The organism is Paenibacillus sp. ALJ109b (assembly GCF_010747435.1).
GTDB classification, from domain to species: domain Bacteria; phylum Bacillota; class Bacilli; order Paenibacillales; family Paenibacillaceae; genus Paenibacillus; species Paenibacillus taichungensis.
In genome coordinates, this window is the sequence record NZ_JAAIFP010000001.1 from 460,289 (window position 1) to 478,874 (window position 18,586).

Sequence of the window (18,586 nt, forward strand, 5' to 3'; positions counted from 1 at the left end):
TTTTGCGGTGATCACGAATTCACATCCAATCCTGAAGGGAGGCCTATGATGAGAAAGCTGTCCAAGCCGTTATACGGCCAGCAGAATATGACTGCCTATTTGTTTCTGCTGCCCTGGCTCATCGGACTTTTCTGTCTGACACTCGGACCGATGGTTGCGTCGCTCTACCTGTCCTTGACGAAATTTAATTTGTTAACATCACCAACGTGGACGGGGCTCAGCAACTATGTCCAGATTTTTACCGAAGACGATACCTTTCGCAGATCATTGGGACTAACGTTTTATTATGTATTTCTATCCGTTCCGCTAAGGCTTGCCTTCGCCCTACTTGTAGCGATGGCGCTGAACAAAGGGATTCGGGGACTCGGCTTATACCGAACTGTGTATTACATCCCTTCCCTATTGGGAGGCAGCGTCGCTATTGCGATCGTCTGGCGTCAGATTTTCGAAGGAAGTGGTTTGGTCAATCAGTTTCTGAGTTGGTTCGGAATCACCGGACCCGCCTGGATTGCCCATCCCGATTATGTGGTCTATACGATCATCACACTCTCTGTATGGCAGTTTGGTTCGGCCATGGTTATCTTCCTGGCTGGCCTAAAGCAAATTCCAGCCGATTTATATGAAGCTTCGGACGTCGACGGGGCCGGAAAGGTACGCCAATTCTTCGGCATCACACTTCCGATGCTCTCGCCTGTTATTTTTTTCAACCTGATCATGAGCATGATCAATTCGTTTCAAGCCTTTACACCCGCTTATGTGATCGGGGATGGACGCGGAGGCCCGCTCGACGCCACAATGTTCTATACCTTGTACCTGTATCTGAAAGGCTTCTCGTTCTTTGATATGGGTTATGCTTCTGCCCTGGCGTGGATCATGCTGGTCATTATCGGGGTATTCACCGCAATCGTCTTTCTCACCTCGAAATTCTGGGTGTTCTACGGCGACAATCAGGAAGGGAGATAGTACACATGCCACTAAAACGACGTTTGGTCCAAGCCGGGAGGCATGCTGCCATTATCCTCTTCGGTCTGCTGATGTTGTATCCGGTGTTATGGTTAATTCTCAGTTCATTTAAACCAAATCATCTCATCTTCACGAGTAGCAGCCTGATTCCAACCAGCTTCACCCTCGATCATTTTGTGAATGGCTGGAAAGGATTGCAAGGGGTGTCGTTTGGCCGCTTCTTCGGCAACTCGGCGCTGATCTCAGTTATGAGTGTGCTGGGAAATGTGATTTCTTGTTCCCTTGCAGCCTACGCCTTTTCCAGATTGAAGTTCAAGTTCAAAGGCCTGTGGTTCAGCATTATGCTGGTCACCATCATGCTTCCTTACCATGTAACCCTGGTACCTCAGTACATTCTGTATAACGAGCTGCATTGGATTAATACGTATTTCCCGCTCATTCTGCCCAAGTGGCTGGCACAGGACTCCTTCTTCATTCTGCTCATGGTTCAATTCATCCGTGGAATCCCACGGGAGCTGGACGAGAGTGCAACCATTGACGGTTGCGGGCAATCGCAGATTTTTTTCAGAATCGTGGTGCCTCTTCTCGTTCCTGCACTGATTACAACAGCGATCTTCACCTTCATCTGGAGCTGGGATGACTTCTTTAGCCAGATGATTTACCTGAGCAAAATTGATCTGTTTACCGTACAGCTTGGGATTCGGTCGTTGTTCGATCCATCGGGACAATCGGATTGGGGCGCACTGCTCGCCATGTCTACGCTGTCTCTGCTGCCTGTGACCATTATCTTTCTGGTATTTCAGCGTTATTTTCTAGAGGGAATTGCAACGACTGGGCTGAAGTGATTACGAAAATACCTGTCCAGAGGCAATGCAATATGTGTACAACAGATATTATGTTTTTCATTATCCATCGTCAGGGGGATTTCTCATGTTCAAACGATTAATGATCACTGTTATAGCTTCACTCCTGTTATTGGTGACTGCCTGCTCTGGAACGGATCATACCGGCGCTGATGAGCAGAAAGGAACGGAAACCGCGGAAGACGGTCAAGTCGAACTGCGCATGATGTGGTGGGGCGATCAAAAACGGGCAGATATTACGAATGAAGCCCTGAAAGTTTTTCAGGAGAAACATCCGAATATTAAAATTGTAGGTGAATTTGCGCCTTCCTCCGGATATTTCGACAAGTTGAATACACAGCTGGCATCAGGCACAGCACCAGATATTTTCTTCCTTGGGGGTAATGTGGTTGACTACGCCAAAAAGGATGTGCTTTTGAACCTGGACTCTTATGTCGGTAGTGAACTGAATCTGGATGGTATGGATGCCACCATGGTTGAGTATGGGCGTCTTGATGGAAAGCTGCAGCATATTTCCGCTGGTGCGAATGCACGGGGCATTGTCGTTAATCAGGCGCTGTTCGATCAAGCGGGAATCCCTTTGCCAGCTTCGGATTGGACTTGGGAAGATTATGCTGCAATCAGCAAAGAGCTGTCCGACAAGCTCGGCAAGGGCTATTATGGAACCTATAATTTCACGGTTGACGGTATGGACATCTTTTTGAAGCAACGCGGCAAACAGCTATATGATATGAAGAACGGCACGCTTGGATTTGCAAAAGAAGACATTTTGGAATGGTTCACTTACTGGGAGCAGGCTTCCAAATCCGGAGGTGTGGTCACGCCTGAATTGCAGGTTTCCAATCCACCGGATGATACGAGTAAATCCTTGCTTATTACAGGCAAGGCGGCGATGAGCCTGCTTCCTTCGAATCAACTGGCTGCTTTCCAGAGTCTCACGGAAGATAAGTTAATTCTTTTGCCTGTACCACGGGGTCCAAAAGGAACTGGGGTTGTATTTGAATCCAGTCAGGGGTTGTCCGGTTATGCAAATACCAAACATGCAAAAGAAGTCGCGATTCTGATGGATTTCTGGATTAATGATCCGGACGCAGCCAAAATTCTCGGCAACGACCGCGGTGTGCCCGTTACGGAAGCCAACCGCAATCTTCTTCAGCAAGAAGCGGGACCTGTTGAAGAGATTGTATATAATTACACCAGCTTTGTATCTGAAGCTACAAAAACGGAGCCTTTTGACGTGAGCTATAACCCTCCAGGATTCGCTGAATTCTCCAAGCTGGCCCAGACAACCAACCAGGAAATCGGCTTTGGCCGAAAAAGTGTGGAGCAAGCCGTAACTGACTTCTATAATGGCACCGTTCGAATTTTTGAATCCAATCAATAAATAACCGCTACAAGGAGGTCGACATGACAGAAGCCCTGCTGAACAAGCTGCGGCAGATCTCGATCCACGATCATGTGCAGCCAGGTAAACCGGAAGATCAAAAGTTAATACAGGAATGGCAGGCGTCAGGTGTTCGATTCGCGGCATCCGGCGGAAGACTGGAAACAACTTATTATTCCGCATTGGAGAAGTTACTAACTTGCATGGTGCCCCTGAACGGCAGTGAGCCCATTCTTCAGGAAGGTGGCATCTATCTGGGTTGCTGGCTGGAGAGTACGGGCACCATTAATGCGGAACTGCTGTCACGTCTGATTCCTTCCGTATCGGAAACGACCTATCTTGCTTTTGCCCGACACCAAAGAGAAGATGGATTGCTGCCTTATAAGCTAACGGAGAACGGTCCATCCTTTCGTCAGATTCAGCTCGTTACACCATTGGCACGAAGCGTATGGAACCACTACCAACTTCATGGAAAGAACCGCTCCTTCCTGAAGACCATGTACAAGGCAATGGTACAATACGACGAATGGATTGCAACGTATCGTAATACCCGAGGGACCGGCTGTGTGGAGGCATTTAGCACCTTTGATACTGGGCATGATCTGTCCCCCCGGTTCTGGCATGTCCCCGATACCCCTTATATGAATGATGCTGCGTCCAACCATCCGGACTCTCCCGTCCTGCCTTTTTTGGCACCAGACTTAACCGCCAATATATATTGCCAGCGCATGTATTTATCCCAAATGGCTGAGGAACTTGGGGAGTCTGGTGGTGATTGGAAAGCAAAAGCTGAAGCCAGTCTGGAGAGTCTCTTCCGCTACTGTTATGACGAAGAGGATATGTTCTTCTACGACCGGGATCGCAATGACGAATTGGTCAGGGTACAGTCCGATGTGCTATTGCGCGTGATGGCCTGCGAGGTGGGTGACCGTGAATTATTTGATAACATGCTGCGCAGGTATTTGCTGAATACAAGCAAGTTTTTTGCCAAATACCCGTTTACCTCCATGTCGATGGATGATCCAAGGTTCGATCCGTTCTCCTCTTATAACAGCTGGGGTGGAGCATCCAACTTCCTCAGTCTGATCCGTGCACCGCATGCATTTGAATATCACCATCGCTATGTGGAATTGACCTGGGTGCTGCAACCCATCTTGTCGTCCCTCTCCAAAGCAAAGCGCTTTGCGCAGGCTTTAAGTCCATGGACCGGGGAGGAAGGTTTTACCGAAACCTATTCCCCCTCCATTCTTTGCCTGCTTGATTATGTGGAACGGCTATGCGGCATTATGCCGGTTGGATCGGACCAACTGTGGTTTACCGGTCTTCTCCCCATCGACATGGATCATGGCGAAGAAGTCGCTGGTCATACGGCATACAGCCGCACGATGAATGGACTGCATTTTGAATTGGTGAACACCCCAGAACGAGTAACGGTATATCAGGATGGTAAGGTTCTTATGGAAGGACCAGGGGGAATTCGATTAATTACGGATCGTAGTGGACATTTGGAAGGCGTCATCGGAATGAGCGTGCGCATGATTGAGGGTGAACTGATCTATCGAGAAAAATCCATTCCGTTTCGAATCAAAGGAAATGAACTCCAGCGGTATATTGAGGGAAGCTTGAAAACAGAGCGAGATATCGGCATCATCTATCCTTCCTATCGATAGTGCGTTTCCCGATGAATAGTTGCAACGCCAAAAGCGCAAGTGGCAAGGGTAACTCCCCTGTACTTGCGCTTTTACGATTTAATATTCTAATGGACTATCCACGAAAATAAATTTTCCGCTTATGCTTTCCGCTCCCACGCAGGGTGGCGATAGAACTCAATCGTATCTATATAGTTCACCGTGTACTTCTGTTCAACATCCGACAGCTCCAGTAGCTTTCTGTCCATTTGTTTCAAACCCATGACCACATCATGTCGGAGAAGGTCCATTGCGATTTTGCCTACAAAGCCGCCTTCCATCTCTTTATGTTTATTCCGAAATTCTTCATTATAGATCAGTTCCGGTGTAAACGATGCTTCAACAAATGCGTTAACGAGCGTAAGTTCATTACCCTCCATCTGTACAGCGATATAATAGTTGCCACGTTCATCGCGAATGAGGTCTTTATACATTTCCACGTCCATCTGAATCACTCCCTATATCTTAAGTTGTACCTTATCATGAGTAACATGGGCGCCATTTCGCTCACCTCTCGCCCCCGTCCATTCATATAGTAGGTATAAATGGCGAACGGAGGATTGCTTATGAATTGGCACCAACTTCATTCAGGAAAAACACTTCAGCAGCGTCTGGCCGAGTTCCAGGGACATCTGGTAGAACTGAATGCTCCATTGTCCGGTCTGGAACCTGGAATAATTAGCAAAGTATATCCGCGCAATTTCATTAAAGTCAATCGGCAGTTATTTATTCCACTCAGCTTGTTTTCCATTCGTGTATTTGATGTACCACGAGCACGGCGAGGCATACGGGTAGGCATCCGCACGGTATTCCCATCTCGAAATGCATTTAACAATATCCGACTTGTTGGTGTTGGACTGGATTACATTGAGCTGCAGGGAAAAGGTAAATTCTCCTCACGTATTCTCTTTCCGCTAACTCAGGTCGAATCGATCTATCGCCCAACGAATAAAAAGAAGAAATAATGAGACCAGACTTCGCTGAATTCATATCTGTCTGTACTTGCAATCTTGATTAGAAGAACGATCCCTACCCTGGATCTATCCCATGTCATGATATGCATATTTCTCTTCCCTAGTATAACTCATAGGTGCATTAGTCTGCTCGGATATTGTGCCATAGCAAAAAGCGGTGAGCACAGAACCCTTCTGTGTCTCACCGCGTAGATGTCAGGAACGTATCACTCAGATACCTGTCCACACATCTTTGGCATAACGACCTTCCTGCTGCAAACGTTCTAACCACGCATCGGCTTGCTCCGTGGAGTTGCCGCTGACATCAGCGTACGCTTTCTTGAGTGTTGCTTCAACATCAGGTGCCATCTTGCTGCCATCGCCGCAAACATACAGATGTCCACCCTGCTCAAGCAGAGGAATCAATTTGTGGGCATCATCTCTCATTAGATGCTGCACGTAACATTTCTCTTCCCCGTCCACACGGGAGAAAGCGGTATGAAGCTGGACAAGCCCCTCTTGTTCGGCTGTTTCGAGTTCATTTTTATATAAATAGTCATGTTCAGGATTGCGACATCCAAAATACAGATGGGCCTCGCCAACCTGCTGACCTTGTTCCTTCAATAAACGTCTTGCCTGCAGGAAACCACGGAATGGAGCTACGCCCGTCCCCGGACCAACCATAATAATTGGAGCCTCTGCAGTTTCTGGCAGTTCGAAGCCGGACTCAGGCGTGCGTATGAACATGACTACCTCTTCACCAGGCTTCAGGTTCGCCAGATAGTTAGACGCTATGCCTTTATATTCTCCCTGACCACTCCACGCCGGAGCACGCACTACGCTGACGGTTATGCTGGCCTGTTCAGGCTGCACTCGTGGTGAGCTGGAGATTGAATAATATCGGGCTTTCAGGGAAGGCAGCAGTTCCAAGAACCGTTCGAAAGGCAGCTCACATGCTTCGTATTTCACCAAATAATCCAGCATGGATATACGTTTCTTACGCACTTCTTCCATGTATACAGACTCATCAAGAAGCGCTTCGAGCTCCTTCTTATGAGGTGGACATACCGTGTACGCCGCGAGTTCCCTCAGTTGGGCTCGAGTTGCCGCTTCCTGAAGCTCCACACTGTGACTGAGCAGATCGACCAGATTAACCGGTTGGTGCAAAGGCAGATGAGCTGCGCTGCGACCTGATGCATCCAGAACCAGATGTTCCGTACCTGTAAATCCATATCGTTTCAGTACTCGTTCTACAAGCTCAGACGGGTTCTGCGGTAAAATACCCAGGTGATCGCCTTCTTTATACGTTGCGCCTTCAGGCAGTTTAATCTCCAGATGACGTGTGCTTCGTTCACTGCCCGCATCATGAAGTTCCCGATTCTCAAGCACTTCAGCAACATGTGCATCATACGTATCCGCGAGCGGCGTTACCGCCAGTCCGCTGACAAACTGTACTGACAAAGAACTGCGCTCACTACCTGAGCTTGTGTTCAACTTGAGGCCCAGAGTTCTTGCCAGATCCGGCCATAGTTGCTCAGTCCAGTCTCCAACCTGTTTCTCAAAGTCCCCGCTGGCATCACTTTCTCCGATAGGTGATAACCGTTCTGCTCCTTTGGAAGATAACTGCTCATCAATCAAACGCGGAATACGCTGGTACGTGCTGGCCCAGTTGTGGTCCCCACATCCGAGAACAGAGAATCGAACACCTTGGAATTCCCCTGCATCCGCATGTTCAATCCATTCGACAAAATCCTTGGCATTGCTTGGTGGCTGACCATTGTAGGATGCACTCACAATGATGACGACGCCTTCCTTCGGCAGTTTGCCTACACGATCATCCAGGGTAGCCACCTCGCTGCGGAAGCCCTGATATCTTGCGGTATCTGCGATTTCACGCGCAATACCTTCCGCAGTCCCCAGATTGGATCCATACAGGACAAGCATCGGGGTATGATGGGCATTTGCTGTATCCGGCTCTTGTCGTTTGGCAACCGGAGTCGGTTCCTCCACGGCAACACCCGGCACAGCCATGACCGGTTGACCCCCGCGTGCACGAACACGAATCGTGAAGTTATCGGGTTTGAGCGTCAACGTTTCTTTCACTTTCAACTGATAGTCCGCATGATCGATGAATTCAAAATGCTTCAGGACCATACCTAGCACAAGTGTTGCTTCCTGAAGGGCGAACTGCTGACCAATGCAGGCCCGCTGACCATTACCAAACGGTTTATAGGCATCATGTGGCACCTTGCTCGGATCTTCGAACCGTTCCGGACGGAATGCCTCGACGTCTTCGCCCCATGCGTCGCGATCCCGGTGCAGCTTGGGAATAAGTACACTGACACTATCCCCTTTTTGCAAAGGATATTTCCCGTCCAGAACAAGGTCTTTCTTCGCGTATAAGGAGAATGCTGGAGCCGTTGGCCACAACCGCAATGCTTCGTTCAAAACCATGCGAACATATTTCAGATTGCGGACCTGATTGTATGTTGGAACCGGATCTTTCAGAATCTGATCTGCTTCAGCTTGAGCCTTGGCGAGTGTATCCGGATTTTTCATTAAATAATAGATGGCAAAGGACAACAAGCCACTCGTCGTCTCATGTCCAGCAATCAGGAAGGTGATGATCTGGTAACGGATATTTTCATCGTCCAGCGTTTCCCCGGTTTCCGGGTCCTTGCCACTAAGCATGTGGGACAACAGATCGTCCGCCCCTTCCTGGGGCTGCTCCTTACGCTCCGCAATAATATGATCCACTAGTGAGTACATCGAACGGATATCCTGCTCAAACTGTTTCTTTTTGGTGATCATCAGCTTGTCTTGCAGACGCAAACGCTGCAACGAGCTCATCGATTCGTCTAGTGCTCGAACCATACTAGTAATAAAGGGATGCGGTTCTTCCCGATAAAAGCTGTTAAAGCGGTAGTTGAATCCACACAATCCAATCGTATCCAGGGTGAGACGAGTCATATCATCAGGTACATTAACCGTCTCATCCGGGTTTAATCTGGACCACTTCTGTACGAGCTGTACAGCGAGATCAATCATTTTGTTGTGATATCCCTGCATCGCACGCTGGCTGAAGCTGGGCAGCAACACATTGTGAGCTTTTTTCCAATTCGGTTCTTGAGTCCAACTCGTAAACAGGCCATCTCCGGCGAACGCACGTACCTTCTCCAGCGGTGCCCATACACGTTTATCGAATTTGGATTCGTCGGTAACCTCAGCTACCAATTTATGACCTGAAATATACAATTCACTTCGGCCAGGATAATCCATTCGAAAAATGGGGCCATACTCTTCAGCGAGTTTCACCAAGGATTGTACAGGCTCATCGGTGTTTAACTGTGGTAAATTTCCTAAAGGTCCAAAAGTTTTGGGTTGGGGAACTGAAATTTGCGCCATAATACTCACTCCTCTTCCAAGTGTTACGTTCGACTAAAAAAAAATACCTTCATTCAACTACGACTTCAGATCAACAGACATGACTACATTTTCTGCAAATTTTCATATTTCATCCAGATAACCTAAAAATCATACCGGAACCAACTGACCGGAATGGTATATTGGTCAGTTTAGATTAAAAAAAATGGGTTCCTTCGTTACCTTTCTTTTACCCTAACATTTCCAGTCCTAATCTTCAACAGTCTCAAAGTCTTAGGACCAAAGGGTATCCATCCGAATTGGCATGAGTAAATTTCCCCTTTGGTCCAATAATATAGAGAATATTTGGCTCTGAACGAACACTAGAATTTTGAAGATACACAGTTCGCTCAAACTCAACTCCAACTAGGCCTGTCTCAGCAGGTCCCGAATCGCGGACTCCATCTCTATCGGTGCAACCGTAGTCTCATAGCGGCCACTCACTTCCCCGGTTCGATCGATTAGAAACTTGGTGAAATTCCATTTGATCCCGTCTCCCCGGTATAATTCGGGATGTTTCTCCTTGAGGAATTGATTCATCCACCGCCCTTCTTCCGATTCCATATCATAACTCTCAAATGGGACCGTATCGACCAGATAGCGAAACAAAGGATGTATGAATGGTCCGGTAACCTCGATCTTCTCAAAAATCGGAAAGGATATATGAAAATGATTCCTACAATACTGAGCTATCTCATCACTGCTGCCCGGCTCCTTGTGATTAAACTGATCACAGGGAAACGCCAGAATCTCCAACCCTTGATCACGATACTGCTCATACAGGTGCTGAAGCTCCGTAAATTGTCGAGAGTAACTGCACTTGCTGGCTGTATTCACAATAAGTAGCACTTTCCCCTCAAAAACAGATAAATCGCCCACGTGTCCATCCATGAATGGAACCTGATAAGAAAATATACTCATTCCATAACGCCTCCTTGGTCGGTTCTCAAATGAACCTATCTTGAAATGGATTATACGCCGCTTCTATTGATAGGTTAAATATATAATAATTATAGTATTAATAGTTTTTATCTATAAATCATCTTGTCTGCTGCCATATGATTATATGGCTCATTATCCCTTTTATAATGGACATACTAGGAATACAAAAAAACTGCCCTTTGCAGACAACAAGCTGCTTTTGGACAGTCATTCGTAAGGTTGTGCATTTCGAAATGGTGTTACCCCATAATAAGACCATATACAATCCCCGGCCCATGAACACCAATCGTCAAATCATTTTCAATATCAGAAGAACGACTAGGACCAGAAATAAAATGAATACCTGCTGGAAGATTCTCTCTTCCCGCTTCATCGAAGCGATCAAGCGTTTCACCAAGTCTGGTGTAGAGCCGTTCAATTGGAATAATAATGATGAGTACGGTGGGCAATAGACTCACAGAGCGCCCTTTTTCTGGCGAAGAAAGCACCGTGACGGAACCCGTATATGCTGTAGCATAATCCGCCATCACTACACCGATATCTGCCTCGGCTGCCCGTGCCTTCCAGTTCTCCTCTGCTTGGCTGTTCCATACAGAAATTTGCACATCGGGAAGTTTCTCTTCCAATCCAAGATCCGTCAGCGCCTGTTCATTCTGACGTATGATATATTTCGCACTCAATTCATGAGATTTGTTAGCGATGAAATCCGAGGCTTCGCCAATGTCTCTTACCCGCGCAATATGAGCACCTACACTCACAAAATTATCGGTGAATGCCTGTATGCGCTTATCTATGTCCCACTCCAAATCCGTCCAGAATGCGGGTGCACCGCGAAAAGGTTGAGTCGGAGCATGTGTCTGCCGTGGTCTTCTCAATTTGGAGGCGATGTCATTCATAAAGTGTTCCTGCTTCGCTCGAGACTTCTTCTCCAATTGCTCCAGCCATTCTTGATGTTCAGTGTTCATGTTGACCACCGCCCCCCTCACGCTCACGAAGAATCTGTTCCATTCGGTCCCGAACGGAAGAATCCATCTCTTTCTTCTCCTGATTCAGCTCCTGATCCAGCTTGTTCCATTGCTGCCGGAAGGAACGCTTCGCGAGGCTTGGCGCAACCCGATAGCTGTTCCAGCCTTTGAGGGGCCCAAGTTTAAGTGAAATTCCGTTATTCCTCACAACGGCTTTCTGACCAATCTGTCCGAGACGTATAGCCGCTCCGAATCGCTTAGAATTGGATACAACCGCTGCAAAACCTTTCATGCCAGCGCTCTCAAGCTTATTGCCATGGCCCTCTTCCACCTTGCGTCTGCGTAGATATACGAGCATATCATGCAGCGGAATTTTGACCGGACAGGCTTCATAACAGGCTCCGCACAGACTGGAAGCACCCGCGATGTCGTTCCATTCATCAATATTGCCATTCAATGCAGGTGTAAGTACCGCTCCGATTGGTCCGCTGTAGGTTCCACCATAGGCATGCCCGCCGATATGACGATACACTGGACAAGCGTTCAGACATGCACCGCAGCGAATACAGTTCAACAGCTCCTGAAATTCGGGATCACCCAACTGAAGTGAACGTCCATTATCCACGATTATAATGTGCATTTCATCTGGTCCATCCCCGTCTTCTGTTCGGCGAGGGCCGGTTATGCCTGACATATACATCGTCAATTTTTGACCTGTCGCGGAGCGTGGCAGTAAGGTTGCCATCACCTCGAGATCCGTCCAGGATGGAATGATACGCTCCATGCCCATTAAGGTAATCTGTGTTTTTGGCACGGTGGATACCATGCGGGCATTGCCTTCATTTTCAAATAGGACCATGGAACCCGTCTCCGCAATCGCAAAATTGCAGCCGGTCATGCCAATATCGGCTTCAAGAAACTTCTCACGCAGCTTTTTGCGTACAAATCCGGCAAGTACGGTGGTGTCCGGTTCCAGAATTTCTCCTGCTTCCTTGGATAACAGGTCCGCAATCTGGTAACGGTTCTTGTGAATAGCCGGAATGACGATATGAGATGGGGCTTCACCCGCCAATTGAATGATATATTCGCCCAGATCGGTCTCTATTGCTTCAATGCCTGCGGATTCCAATACATGGTTGAGATGCACTTCCTCGGACACCATCGACTTGGATTTCACCACGGTGGAAGCCTGCTTGTGAGCTGCAATATCCAGTGCAATCGCCGCTGCCTCTACCGAAGTATCGGCAAAATGAATATGAACCCCATTGGCACGTGCATTATTGACGAATTCATTCAGATAATAATCCAGATGTGCGATCGTATGCAAACGAATCTGACGTCCACGTTCACGCCATTCTTCCCAGTTGCCATGTTCTTCGGATGCGGACTTCTTGCCATTACGTAATCGCTCTGTCGTAAACTTGACGGCTTTCCGCAGGAAGTCATCATTTAAAGCCAATTCCGCACGTTCTTTGACAGTGACATCCATTACACCGGGTTGACTCATCCTGTTTGCACCCCCTCATACAGCAGTTCAGCCAAATGCATCACACGCACTGGTTCATTCCGATACCGCAGGTTACCTGCGATATTCATTAGACAGGCCATATCCAGTCCTACTAATACTTCAGCTTCCGTCTCTTTGATGTGATCTACTTTTTCTGTGACCATGGCACCAGATATATCTGGCATTTTGATAGCAAAGGTACCGCCAAAGCCGCAGCAGTCCTCTCCGAAAGGAAGGGGAACAAATTCCAAACCTTTTACTGCCGAAAGTAATGCCATAGGCTCATCCTTTACACCTAACAAACGGCTGCCATGACAGGAGGGGTGGTATGTAACCTTATGCGGAAAATGTGCACCCAAATCCGTGATGCCAAGCACCTGAACGAGAAACTGCGTGAATTCGTAGGCTTTGGCTTCCAATCGTTTAGCCTTCTCCAGCCATACAGGTTCATCGACAAACAGCTCGGGATAATGATGAATCATGTACGTACAGGAGCCCGAGGGACAGACGACAAAATCACTGTCATCAAAGGCTTCCAGAATCGTTTTGGCGGCTACCCGTGTCTCATCCCAATACCCGCTGTTGTAGGAAGGCTGACCGCAGCAGGTCTGCACGGGCGGGAAATCCAACCGAACGCCATGAGCGGCGAGCAATCTCACCATCGCCTCCCCCACACGGGGATATATGGCATCGCTGAGGCAGGTAATGAATAAGGAGACCTTCATGATTACACGCTCCTATAACTGATGAATTGTTGTTATAACGCATATAAGTATCGAATACCATATTGTTTTATACCCTTGTGATTGAGATATCATAGCTGTTCAGACGTTCTATAAAATCATCATCAAGCGACTGATCCGTGATCACCGCATGAACCGCATTTAACCCGGTTACCCGGGCGAATGCACGAACCCCAAACTTGCTCGTATCTGCAAGCAAAATGACCTGGTCGGATATACCGACCATTTTCTGCTTCAAGCGTGCCTGAAGCTCATTAGATTCACTGATTCCGCCACCTTCCAGATGCACACCTTTACAAGACAGGAACAATTTATCGACATGATATGTCTCCAGAGAACGTTCGGCGAGCGGTCCAACAAAAGACAGAGATCGTTGGGCCAACTGGCCACCAGTCGAGATGACTTCAATCTTGTCCCTGCTGCTCAGTTCGGTGGCTACCTGTATGGAGTTGGTCAATACGGTCAATGGCATATCTGGCATATTGGCCGCCATATAACCTGCTGTCGTGCTGGCATCCAGAAGAATTCGATCACCCGGACGAATCATGGATAAAGCAGACAGGGCAATTTTTTTCTTTTCCTCAGCATGTGTTGTTTCCCTTACCCGGTAAGGGATCTCCGGCTGCTCTTCCTTCACGCTGACAGCGCCACCATGGGAACGGCGCAGTCGCCCTGCTTGCTCCAGCCGGTCCAGATCACGCCGAATGGTCTCTTCTGTTACCCGGCAGTGCTCACTAAGCTCGGATACACGAATACTGCCCTTAACATTAACCATCTCCACAATCCGGTCATAGCGCTCTGCTGCCAGCATGTTACACCTCGCTCCCAGCTTGTGATTTGGGCGAAGCTGTCAACCTTAGGAATCTACCGTAGGCCTCTTCCCAGATTGGTCTGTCCTTTGGCTCATAATCGGTAACTGGGAATGAATCACGTATGACCTTGCGGGCTTCCCATATATCCTTAAAGGCTCCGCTTGCCATCCACTGTACAGCCATGTTCCCAATCGCACTACCTTCTGCTGGCCCCGCCCATACCGGTTTGCCAATGGAATTGGCTGTCCACTGACATAACAGGCGATTCTGAATGCCACCACCGACCATATGCAATCCATTAAAAGACTGTCTGGACAGTTGTTCTGTCCATTCCAGCACTCGCCGATACTTCAGTGCAAGGCTCTCCAGAATAGAACGGGCAATGGCCCCCTGGTCTTGCGGCTCAGCCTGCCCTGTATCACGACAATATTGTTGTATGCGAGAGGTCATATCCCCTGCTGGCATAAACCGGTCATCATCGGGATCAAACAGGCTCGAAAATGGAGGAGCAAGTTCCGCCCTGCTTAGTAACTCCGCATAGCTGATTCCCTGTCCCTTCCGTTCCCATTCACGCATGCATTCCTGCAAAATCCACAGGCCCATGATGTTCTTGAGCAAACGGAACGTACCACCTGCCCCGCCCTCATTCGTAAAGTTGAGCGCCAAACTCTCGGAACTGATGGCGGGGTGATCAATCTCCGTGCCCATAAGTGACCAGGTTCCGCAGCTTAGGTAAGCAAATGAACGCTCTGTTGCCGGAACAGCCACAACCGCCGATCCTGTGTCATGCTCTGCAACCGCAATAACCGGAATGGCAGATAATCCAAGATCACTGCAAATGCTGCTGCGCAGCTGCCCCACTCGAGTACCTGGCATGACTGCTTCTCCAAAAAGCGTCTCCGAAATACCAATATGTGCAAGCAATTCACCGTCCCAATGTCCTGTGGTGGGATTGTACAGCTGTGTTGTGGTGGCGTTGGTAAACTCATTCACCGCTTCACCGGTTAGAAAGTAACGAAGCAGATCAGGGATCATGAGGAAACGCTCCGCTTCGTTAAGCAGTGGGGAGCCACTTCGCTTAAGAGTTGCCAACTGATACAGTGTGTTAAAGCTAAGAAACTGGATGCCTGTGCGGTCGAAAATTTGCTGAGAGGTCAATTCCTTACGCACCTGATCCATCATGCCGTTAAACTGTGAATCACGGTAATGATATGGATTGCCCAACAATTCACCATGACTTCCAAGCAGTCCAAAATCAACCGCCCAGGAATCAATCCCCAGACTTTCAGGCTGTTCTCCCTTTTGTTTAACAAGGTTCAGCCCTTCCAGCAATTCATGGTGCAACCTTAATATATCCCAGTGCAGCCGCTCCCCCGCTTTTACCGGCTCATTCTTGAACCGATGGATCTCCAACGTTTCCATTCCCCGATCATTCAGATGACCCAGCAGTGCTCTCCCGCTTCCAGCACCCAAATCATACGCCAGCACACTCACCGCTCTTCACCAGCCCTTCATCCCATACTATATTTCGCCCTTGAACATTTCTTGATTTCATTGATGACTGCTCTGTACTTTATTCTTTATTTTTTTGTTTGTTTATTTTTGTTTTATACTGTTTAGCTTTATTTTACGAGTATATCATCAATGTAAGCGTTTGAATACCCTGTGATTGGTTTCTTTTACTCATACCAAAAACGACTCTCTCCACTCGGGAGGAGCCGCCTTCCTGTTATTTTACGTATAAAAGCTGTTTTTACTAACACCGGACTGTGGCTGCACATCTCTTTCAAAATGCTTAAACCTTGTCCCCTGATATGTCAGCATGCCTCGGTCATGTTCCACAAGCATACCGTAGTCACTCCCACCTACTTTCAGTTCTACCCGTTCACCGTTGTCGAGCTCAAACGTAATGTAATAGTAGGTGGAAGCCCTGCTGTCCCCTGATCCCCCGCTAACTCTAGTTCGCTTTGCCACAATGGTTGAATGCAAGGTTAACAGCGCTGAAGCATTATTCGATGACCATGTGCGTACCCCTGAAATAATGGCATAAACAATAACACCGGCAATGATGAGAAAAACGCCACCGATAAAAATGGATCCAAACGCACTCATTGCACCAAACTCATTGAATCCAGCAAAAAAACCACTCTGATTGCCCTCAAATCCCGGAACATCATTCATGTCATCAAAAATACCGAAGCCATCCATGCTTAACCAGCCCAGTGATGAAGATATGCTCAATGACGTCATTCATCATCGTTCCCTTCTCCCTGCAAATTAAGATGCACCGCCCCCTGCCAAGGAGACGGTGCACGCAGACAACCCTACAAGCCTTGTCCGTATACTATATGAACCTGATTACGAATACAGACGTTCAAGTTCATCGACCAGACTGCCAACATAGGCAACAGCAGCACGAATCGGCTCAGGTCCAGACATGTCCACACCCGCAAGCTTCATCAGCTCTTGCGGATCAAGGCTTCCTCCCGCTTTCAATGCTTCAAGCCAGCGATCCACGGCAGGTTGCCCCTCTTCCCGAATCAGCTGTGCAGCAGCGGTAGATGCCGTCAGACCTGCTGCATAGGTATATGGATACAATCCCATATAATAATGAGGCTGTCTCATCCATGTCAGTTTCGCCCCTTCGTCAATAACCAGGTCAGGCCCCCAAAACTCGGAGAGGATGTTGCCTTTCAACTGACTTAACGTCTTCGCTGTAATAGGTTCATCCTTGGTTGCAAGTGCGTACACCTGACGCTGCAATTCACCTTCAAGTAGATGCGTAACAAAGTTATGGTAGTACGTATTGAGCAATTGCAAAATGACCCAACGACGCATTCTCGGATTATCAGAACGTTTCAACAAATGATCTGCCAGCAGCATTTCATTCATCGTTGAAGGCGCCTCTATGAAATAGAGAGACGGTCGTGTATTCGTAAGACGTTGGTAATGCCCGGCAAGCATGAAATGTCCGGCATGTCCAACTTCATGGGCAAGTGTAAACGCTCCGCGCATATTGTTTGCCCATGAGATGAGGATATAGGAATGAGAACCATATATGGACGAACAAAAAGCTCCTGTCGATTTGCCCGCATTATCAGCGTAATCTACCCATCGCTCACTAAATGCACGTTCCACAATGTCGCCATATTCCGGTCCCATCACGGCAAGAGCTTCACGAATGAGCGTGCAGGCTTCCTCATATGTAATGGCTGGGCTGAATTCAGGGTCCAGTGGTGCTTTCAAATCACAGAACATCAGCTTGTCCAGGCCTAACTCACGCTTCTTGAGAGCTGCCAGTCTGCGCATATGAGGCGCAAGTTCCTTCTGGATGATATCCAGTACATTGTTGTACATGTCTTTGCTTACCTGCTGCGGGCTGAGCAACATATCCGTAACATCATCATATCCACGCAGCCTGGACATAACGACCTGTTTCTTCACTTCGGTGGCGTAACCTTCAGCGAACGTATTTTTGTAATCGTTCAGCTTGGAGCTGAACGCGGCATACGCAGAGCGGCGCAGCTTCGTATCTGAAGACATTTCATAATTGTTCTCATAAAATGACCAGGACAGCGGGCGATTATTGTCATCGCCGTCAAGTGCATCGTCAAAAGTCATGTCTGCCAGTTTACCGCGTAGATAGATCCGGTATGGCGAGTCCAGCACTTCCCCAAGGGAAGCGAGCACCTTCTCTGTTTCGGGCGAGAGACGATGTGCTTTTTCCTTAATTAGACGATCCAGACTGCGAGCATACGGCTGCAAACCCGGAAGTTCTTCAATATAACGTTTAACCGTTCCATCGGGAAGATTCACGATCTCGGAATTCACAAAAGACAAGGACGACGACAAATTCGATAAAATGTCTCCCGCCTTGGCTGAATTCTCAATATTCACGGGATTGGTACTGTCCTCCGACTGTTTAAGTCGGGCATATGAAGCTGTTTTTCCAATCCGTTCATGAAGTGCTTCACGGGCATCCAGACAGGCCAGCAGCTGCTCAGCGCCTTCGCCCAGATGTCCTTTGAATGTTTCGATATGGGCAGCAGCTTCAGTCAATGATCTAAGCTCCTGCTCCCACTCTTCGTCAGTCCCAAACAAGTCTCGCAAGTCCCAGGTAGTCTCTTGGCTTACTTCATCGCGTGTACGTATTTTTTCCATCGTTAAATGTCCTCCTCCTTGCATTTCCAATATCTCTCATCGTATCATATTCGGAGCATTTATGCCTTAGATATCCTAAAATGAGCCTTTTGGTTCAAGGGACTATAGATTGAACTAAAGAATATTCACACTTCCCACTCCGATGACAGAACAACCTTCCGATCGCTGTTATCCCCAGATTT

The 18,586-nt window shown here is 48.0% G+C and carries 15 protein-coding genes; 5 read left to right on the forward strand and 10 right to left on the reverse strand.

The window, feature by feature from the left end; genetic code table 11:
• Window positions 1–48 precede the first annotated feature (48 nt).
• The 4 genes from G3352_RS01870 to G3352_RS01885 all read left to right on the forward strand — a co-directional run bounded on the left by G3352_RS01870 (window position 49) and on the right by G3352_RS01885 (window position 4,880).
• Entirely contained in the window at window positions 49–963 is a 915-nt protein-coding gene (locus G3352_RS01870; protein WP_163753291.1) for a carbohydrate ABC transporter permease, read from the forward strand.
• A 5-nt stretch (window positions 964–968) separates the two neighbouring features.
• A complete protein-coding gene (locus tag G3352_RS01875; protein WP_090896617.1) occupies window positions 969–1,808 on the forward strand; it encodes a carbohydrate ABC transporter permease in 840 nt (279 codons plus the stop codon).
• Between the two features lie 85 nt (window positions 1,809–1,893).
• Window positions 1,894–3,210, forward strand: coding sequence for an ABC transporter substrate-binding protein (locus G3352_RS01880; RefSeq protein ID WP_163753294.1), 1,317 nt, complete (start codon window positions 1,894–1,896; stop codon window positions 3,208–3,210).
• A gap of 23 nt (window positions 3,211–3,233) precedes the next feature.
• Window positions 3,234–4,880, forward strand: coding sequence for an MGH1-like glycoside hydrolase domain-containing protein (locus G3352_RS01885; protein WP_163753296.1), 1,647 nt, complete (start codon window positions 3,234–3,236; stop codon window positions 4,878–4,880).
• Between the two features lie 119 nt (window positions 4,881–4,999).
• Here G3352_RS01885 and G3352_RS01890 read toward each other — a convergent pair whose 3' ends face one another.
• Complete coding sequence (locus G3352_RS01890; protein WP_076289685.1) at window positions 5,000–5,344, reverse strand: hypothetical protein; 345 nt, start codon at window positions 5,342–5,344, stop codon at window positions 5,000–5,002.
• Between the two features lie 120 nt (window positions 5,345–5,464).
• On the opposite strand from G3352_RS01890, the gene G3352_RS01895 reads away from it, so the two are divergent.
• Entirely contained in the window at window positions 5,465–5,863 is a 399-nt protein-coding gene (locus tag G3352_RS01895) for a hypothetical protein (RefSeq protein WP_163753298.1), read from the forward strand.
• A gap of 219 nt (window positions 5,864–6,082) precedes the next feature.
• On the opposite strand, the gene G3352_RS01900 is transcribed toward G3352_RS01895, so the two are convergent.
• The 9 genes from G3352_RS01900 to pepF all read right to left on the reverse strand — a co-directional run bounded on the left by G3352_RS01900 (window position 6,083) and on the right by pepF (window position 18,404).
• Window positions 6,083–9,256: a bifunctional cytochrome P450/NADPH--P450 reductase gene (locus G3352_RS01900; RefSeq protein ID WP_163753300.1), complete on the reverse strand. Its 3,174-nt coding sequence runs from the start codon at window positions 9,254–9,256 to the stop codon at window positions 6,083–6,085.
• A gap of 384 nt (window positions 9,257–9,640) precedes the next feature.
• Window positions 9,641–10,195, reverse strand: a complete 555-nt coding sequence (locus G3352_RS01905; RefSeq protein ID WP_163753302.1) for a glutathione peroxidase — start codon at window positions 10,193–10,195, stop codon at window positions 9,641–9,643.
• A 260-nt stretch (window positions 10,196–10,455) separates the two neighbouring features.
• Window positions 10,456–11,181 (reverse strand): LutC/YkgG family protein, encoded by a 726-nt coding sequence (locus G3352_RS01910; protein ID WP_163753303.1) that lies wholly within the window; start codon window positions 11,179–11,181, stop codon window positions 10,456–10,458.
• Window positions 11,171–12,688 carry a LutB/LldF family L-lactate oxidation iron-sulfur protein gene (locus G3352_RS01915; protein ID WP_163753305.1) on the reverse strand — a complete coding sequence of 506 codons (1,518 nt, stop codon included), beginning with the start codon at window positions 12,686–12,688 and terminating at the stop codon, window positions 11,171–11,173. The genes G3352_RS01910 and G3352_RS01915 overlap by 11 nt, the downstream gene beginning before the upstream one ends.
• The gene (locus G3352_RS01920; RefSeq protein WP_163753307.1) at window positions 12,685–13,413 is read right to left on the reverse strand and encodes a (Fe-S)-binding protein; all 729 of its coding nucleotides are present in this window, start codon (window positions 13,411–13,413) and stop codon (window positions 12,685–12,687) included. The genes G3352_RS01915 and G3352_RS01920 overlap by 4 nt, the downstream gene beginning before the upstream one ends.
• A gap of 67 nt (window positions 13,414–13,480) precedes the next feature.
• Window positions 13,481–14,242 carry a DeoR/GlpR family DNA-binding transcription regulator gene (locus G3352_RS01925; protein ID WP_163753309.1) on the reverse strand — a complete coding sequence of 254 codons (762 nt, stop codon included), beginning with the start codon at window positions 14,240–14,242 and terminating at the stop codon, window positions 13,481–13,483.
• Between the two features lies 1 nt (window position 14,243).
• A complete protein-coding gene (locus tag G3352_RS01930) occupies window positions 14,244–15,737 on the reverse strand; it encodes an FGGY-family carbohydrate kinase (RefSeq protein ID WP_163753311.1) in 1,494 nt (497 codons plus the stop codon).
• A gap of 240 nt (window positions 15,738–15,977) precedes the next feature.
• A complete protein-coding gene (locus G3352_RS01935; RefSeq protein WP_240342887.1) occupies window positions 15,978–16,493 on the reverse strand; it encodes a DUF2500 domain-containing protein in 516 nt (171 codons plus the stop codon).
• Between the two features lie 108 nt (window positions 16,494–16,601).
• Window positions 16,602–18,404, reverse strand: a complete 1,803-nt coding sequence (gene pepF, locus G3352_RS01940) for an oligoendopeptidase F (protein WP_163753313.1) — start codon at window positions 18,402–18,404, stop codon at window positions 16,602–16,604.
• Window positions 18,405–18,586: the final 182 nt, after the last annotated feature.

Bases quoted from the DNA above. Each gene is read 5' to 3' on its own strand.
- G3352_RS01870 (WP_163753291.1), top strand. From the start codon at position 49: ATGAGAAAGCTGTCCAAGCCGTTATACGGCCAGCAGAATATGACTGCC.
- G3352_RS01875 (WP_090896617.1), top strand. From the start codon at position 969: ATGCCACTAAAACGACGTTTGGTCCAAGCCGGGAGGCATGCTGCCATT.
- G3352_RS01880 (WP_163753294.1), top strand. From the start codon at position 1,894: ATGTTCAAACGATTAATGATCACTGTTATAGCTTCACTCCTGTTATTG.
- G3352_RS01885 (WP_163753296.1), top strand. From the start codon at position 3,234: ATGACAGAAGCCCTGCTGAACAAGCTGCGGCAGATCTCGATCCACGAT.
- G3352_RS01890 (WP_076289685.1), bottom strand. From the start codon at position 5,344: ATGGACGTGGAAATGTATAAAGACCTCATTCGCGATGAACGTGGCAAC.
- G3352_RS01895 (WP_163753298.1), top strand. From the start codon at position 5,465: ATGAATTGGCACCAACTTCATTCAGGAAAAACACTTCAGCAGCGTCTG.
- G3352_RS01900 (WP_163753300.1), bottom strand. From the start codon at position 9,256: ATGGCGCAAATTTCAGTTCCCCAACCCAAAACTTTTGGACCTTTAGGA.
- G3352_RS01905 (WP_163753302.1), bottom strand. From the start codon at position 10,195: ATGAGTATATTTTCTTATCAGGTTCCATTCATGGATGGACACGTGGGC.
- G3352_RS01910 (WP_163753303.1), bottom strand. From the start codon at position 11,181: ATGAACACTGAACATCAAGAATGGCTGGAGCAATTGGAGAAGAAGTCT.
- G3352_RS01915 (WP_163753305.1), bottom strand. From the start codon at position 12,688: ATGAGTCAACCCGGTGTAATGGATGTCACTGTCAAAGAACGTGCGGAA.
- G3352_RS01920 (WP_163753307.1), bottom strand. From the start codon at position 13,413: ATGAAGGTCTCCTTATTCATTACCTGCCTCAGCGATGCCATATATCCC.
- G3352_RS01925 (WP_163753309.1), bottom strand. From the start codon at position 14,242: ATGCTGGCAGCAGAGCGCTATGACCGGATTGTGGAGATGGTTAATGTT.
- G3352_RS01935 (WP_240342887.1), bottom strand. From the start codon at position 16,493: ATGACGTCATTGAGCATATCTTCATCACTGGGCTGGTTAAGCATGGAT.
- pepF (WP_163753313.1), bottom strand. From the start codon at position 18,404: ATGGAAAAAATACGTACACGCGATGAAGTAAGCCAAGAGACTACCTGG.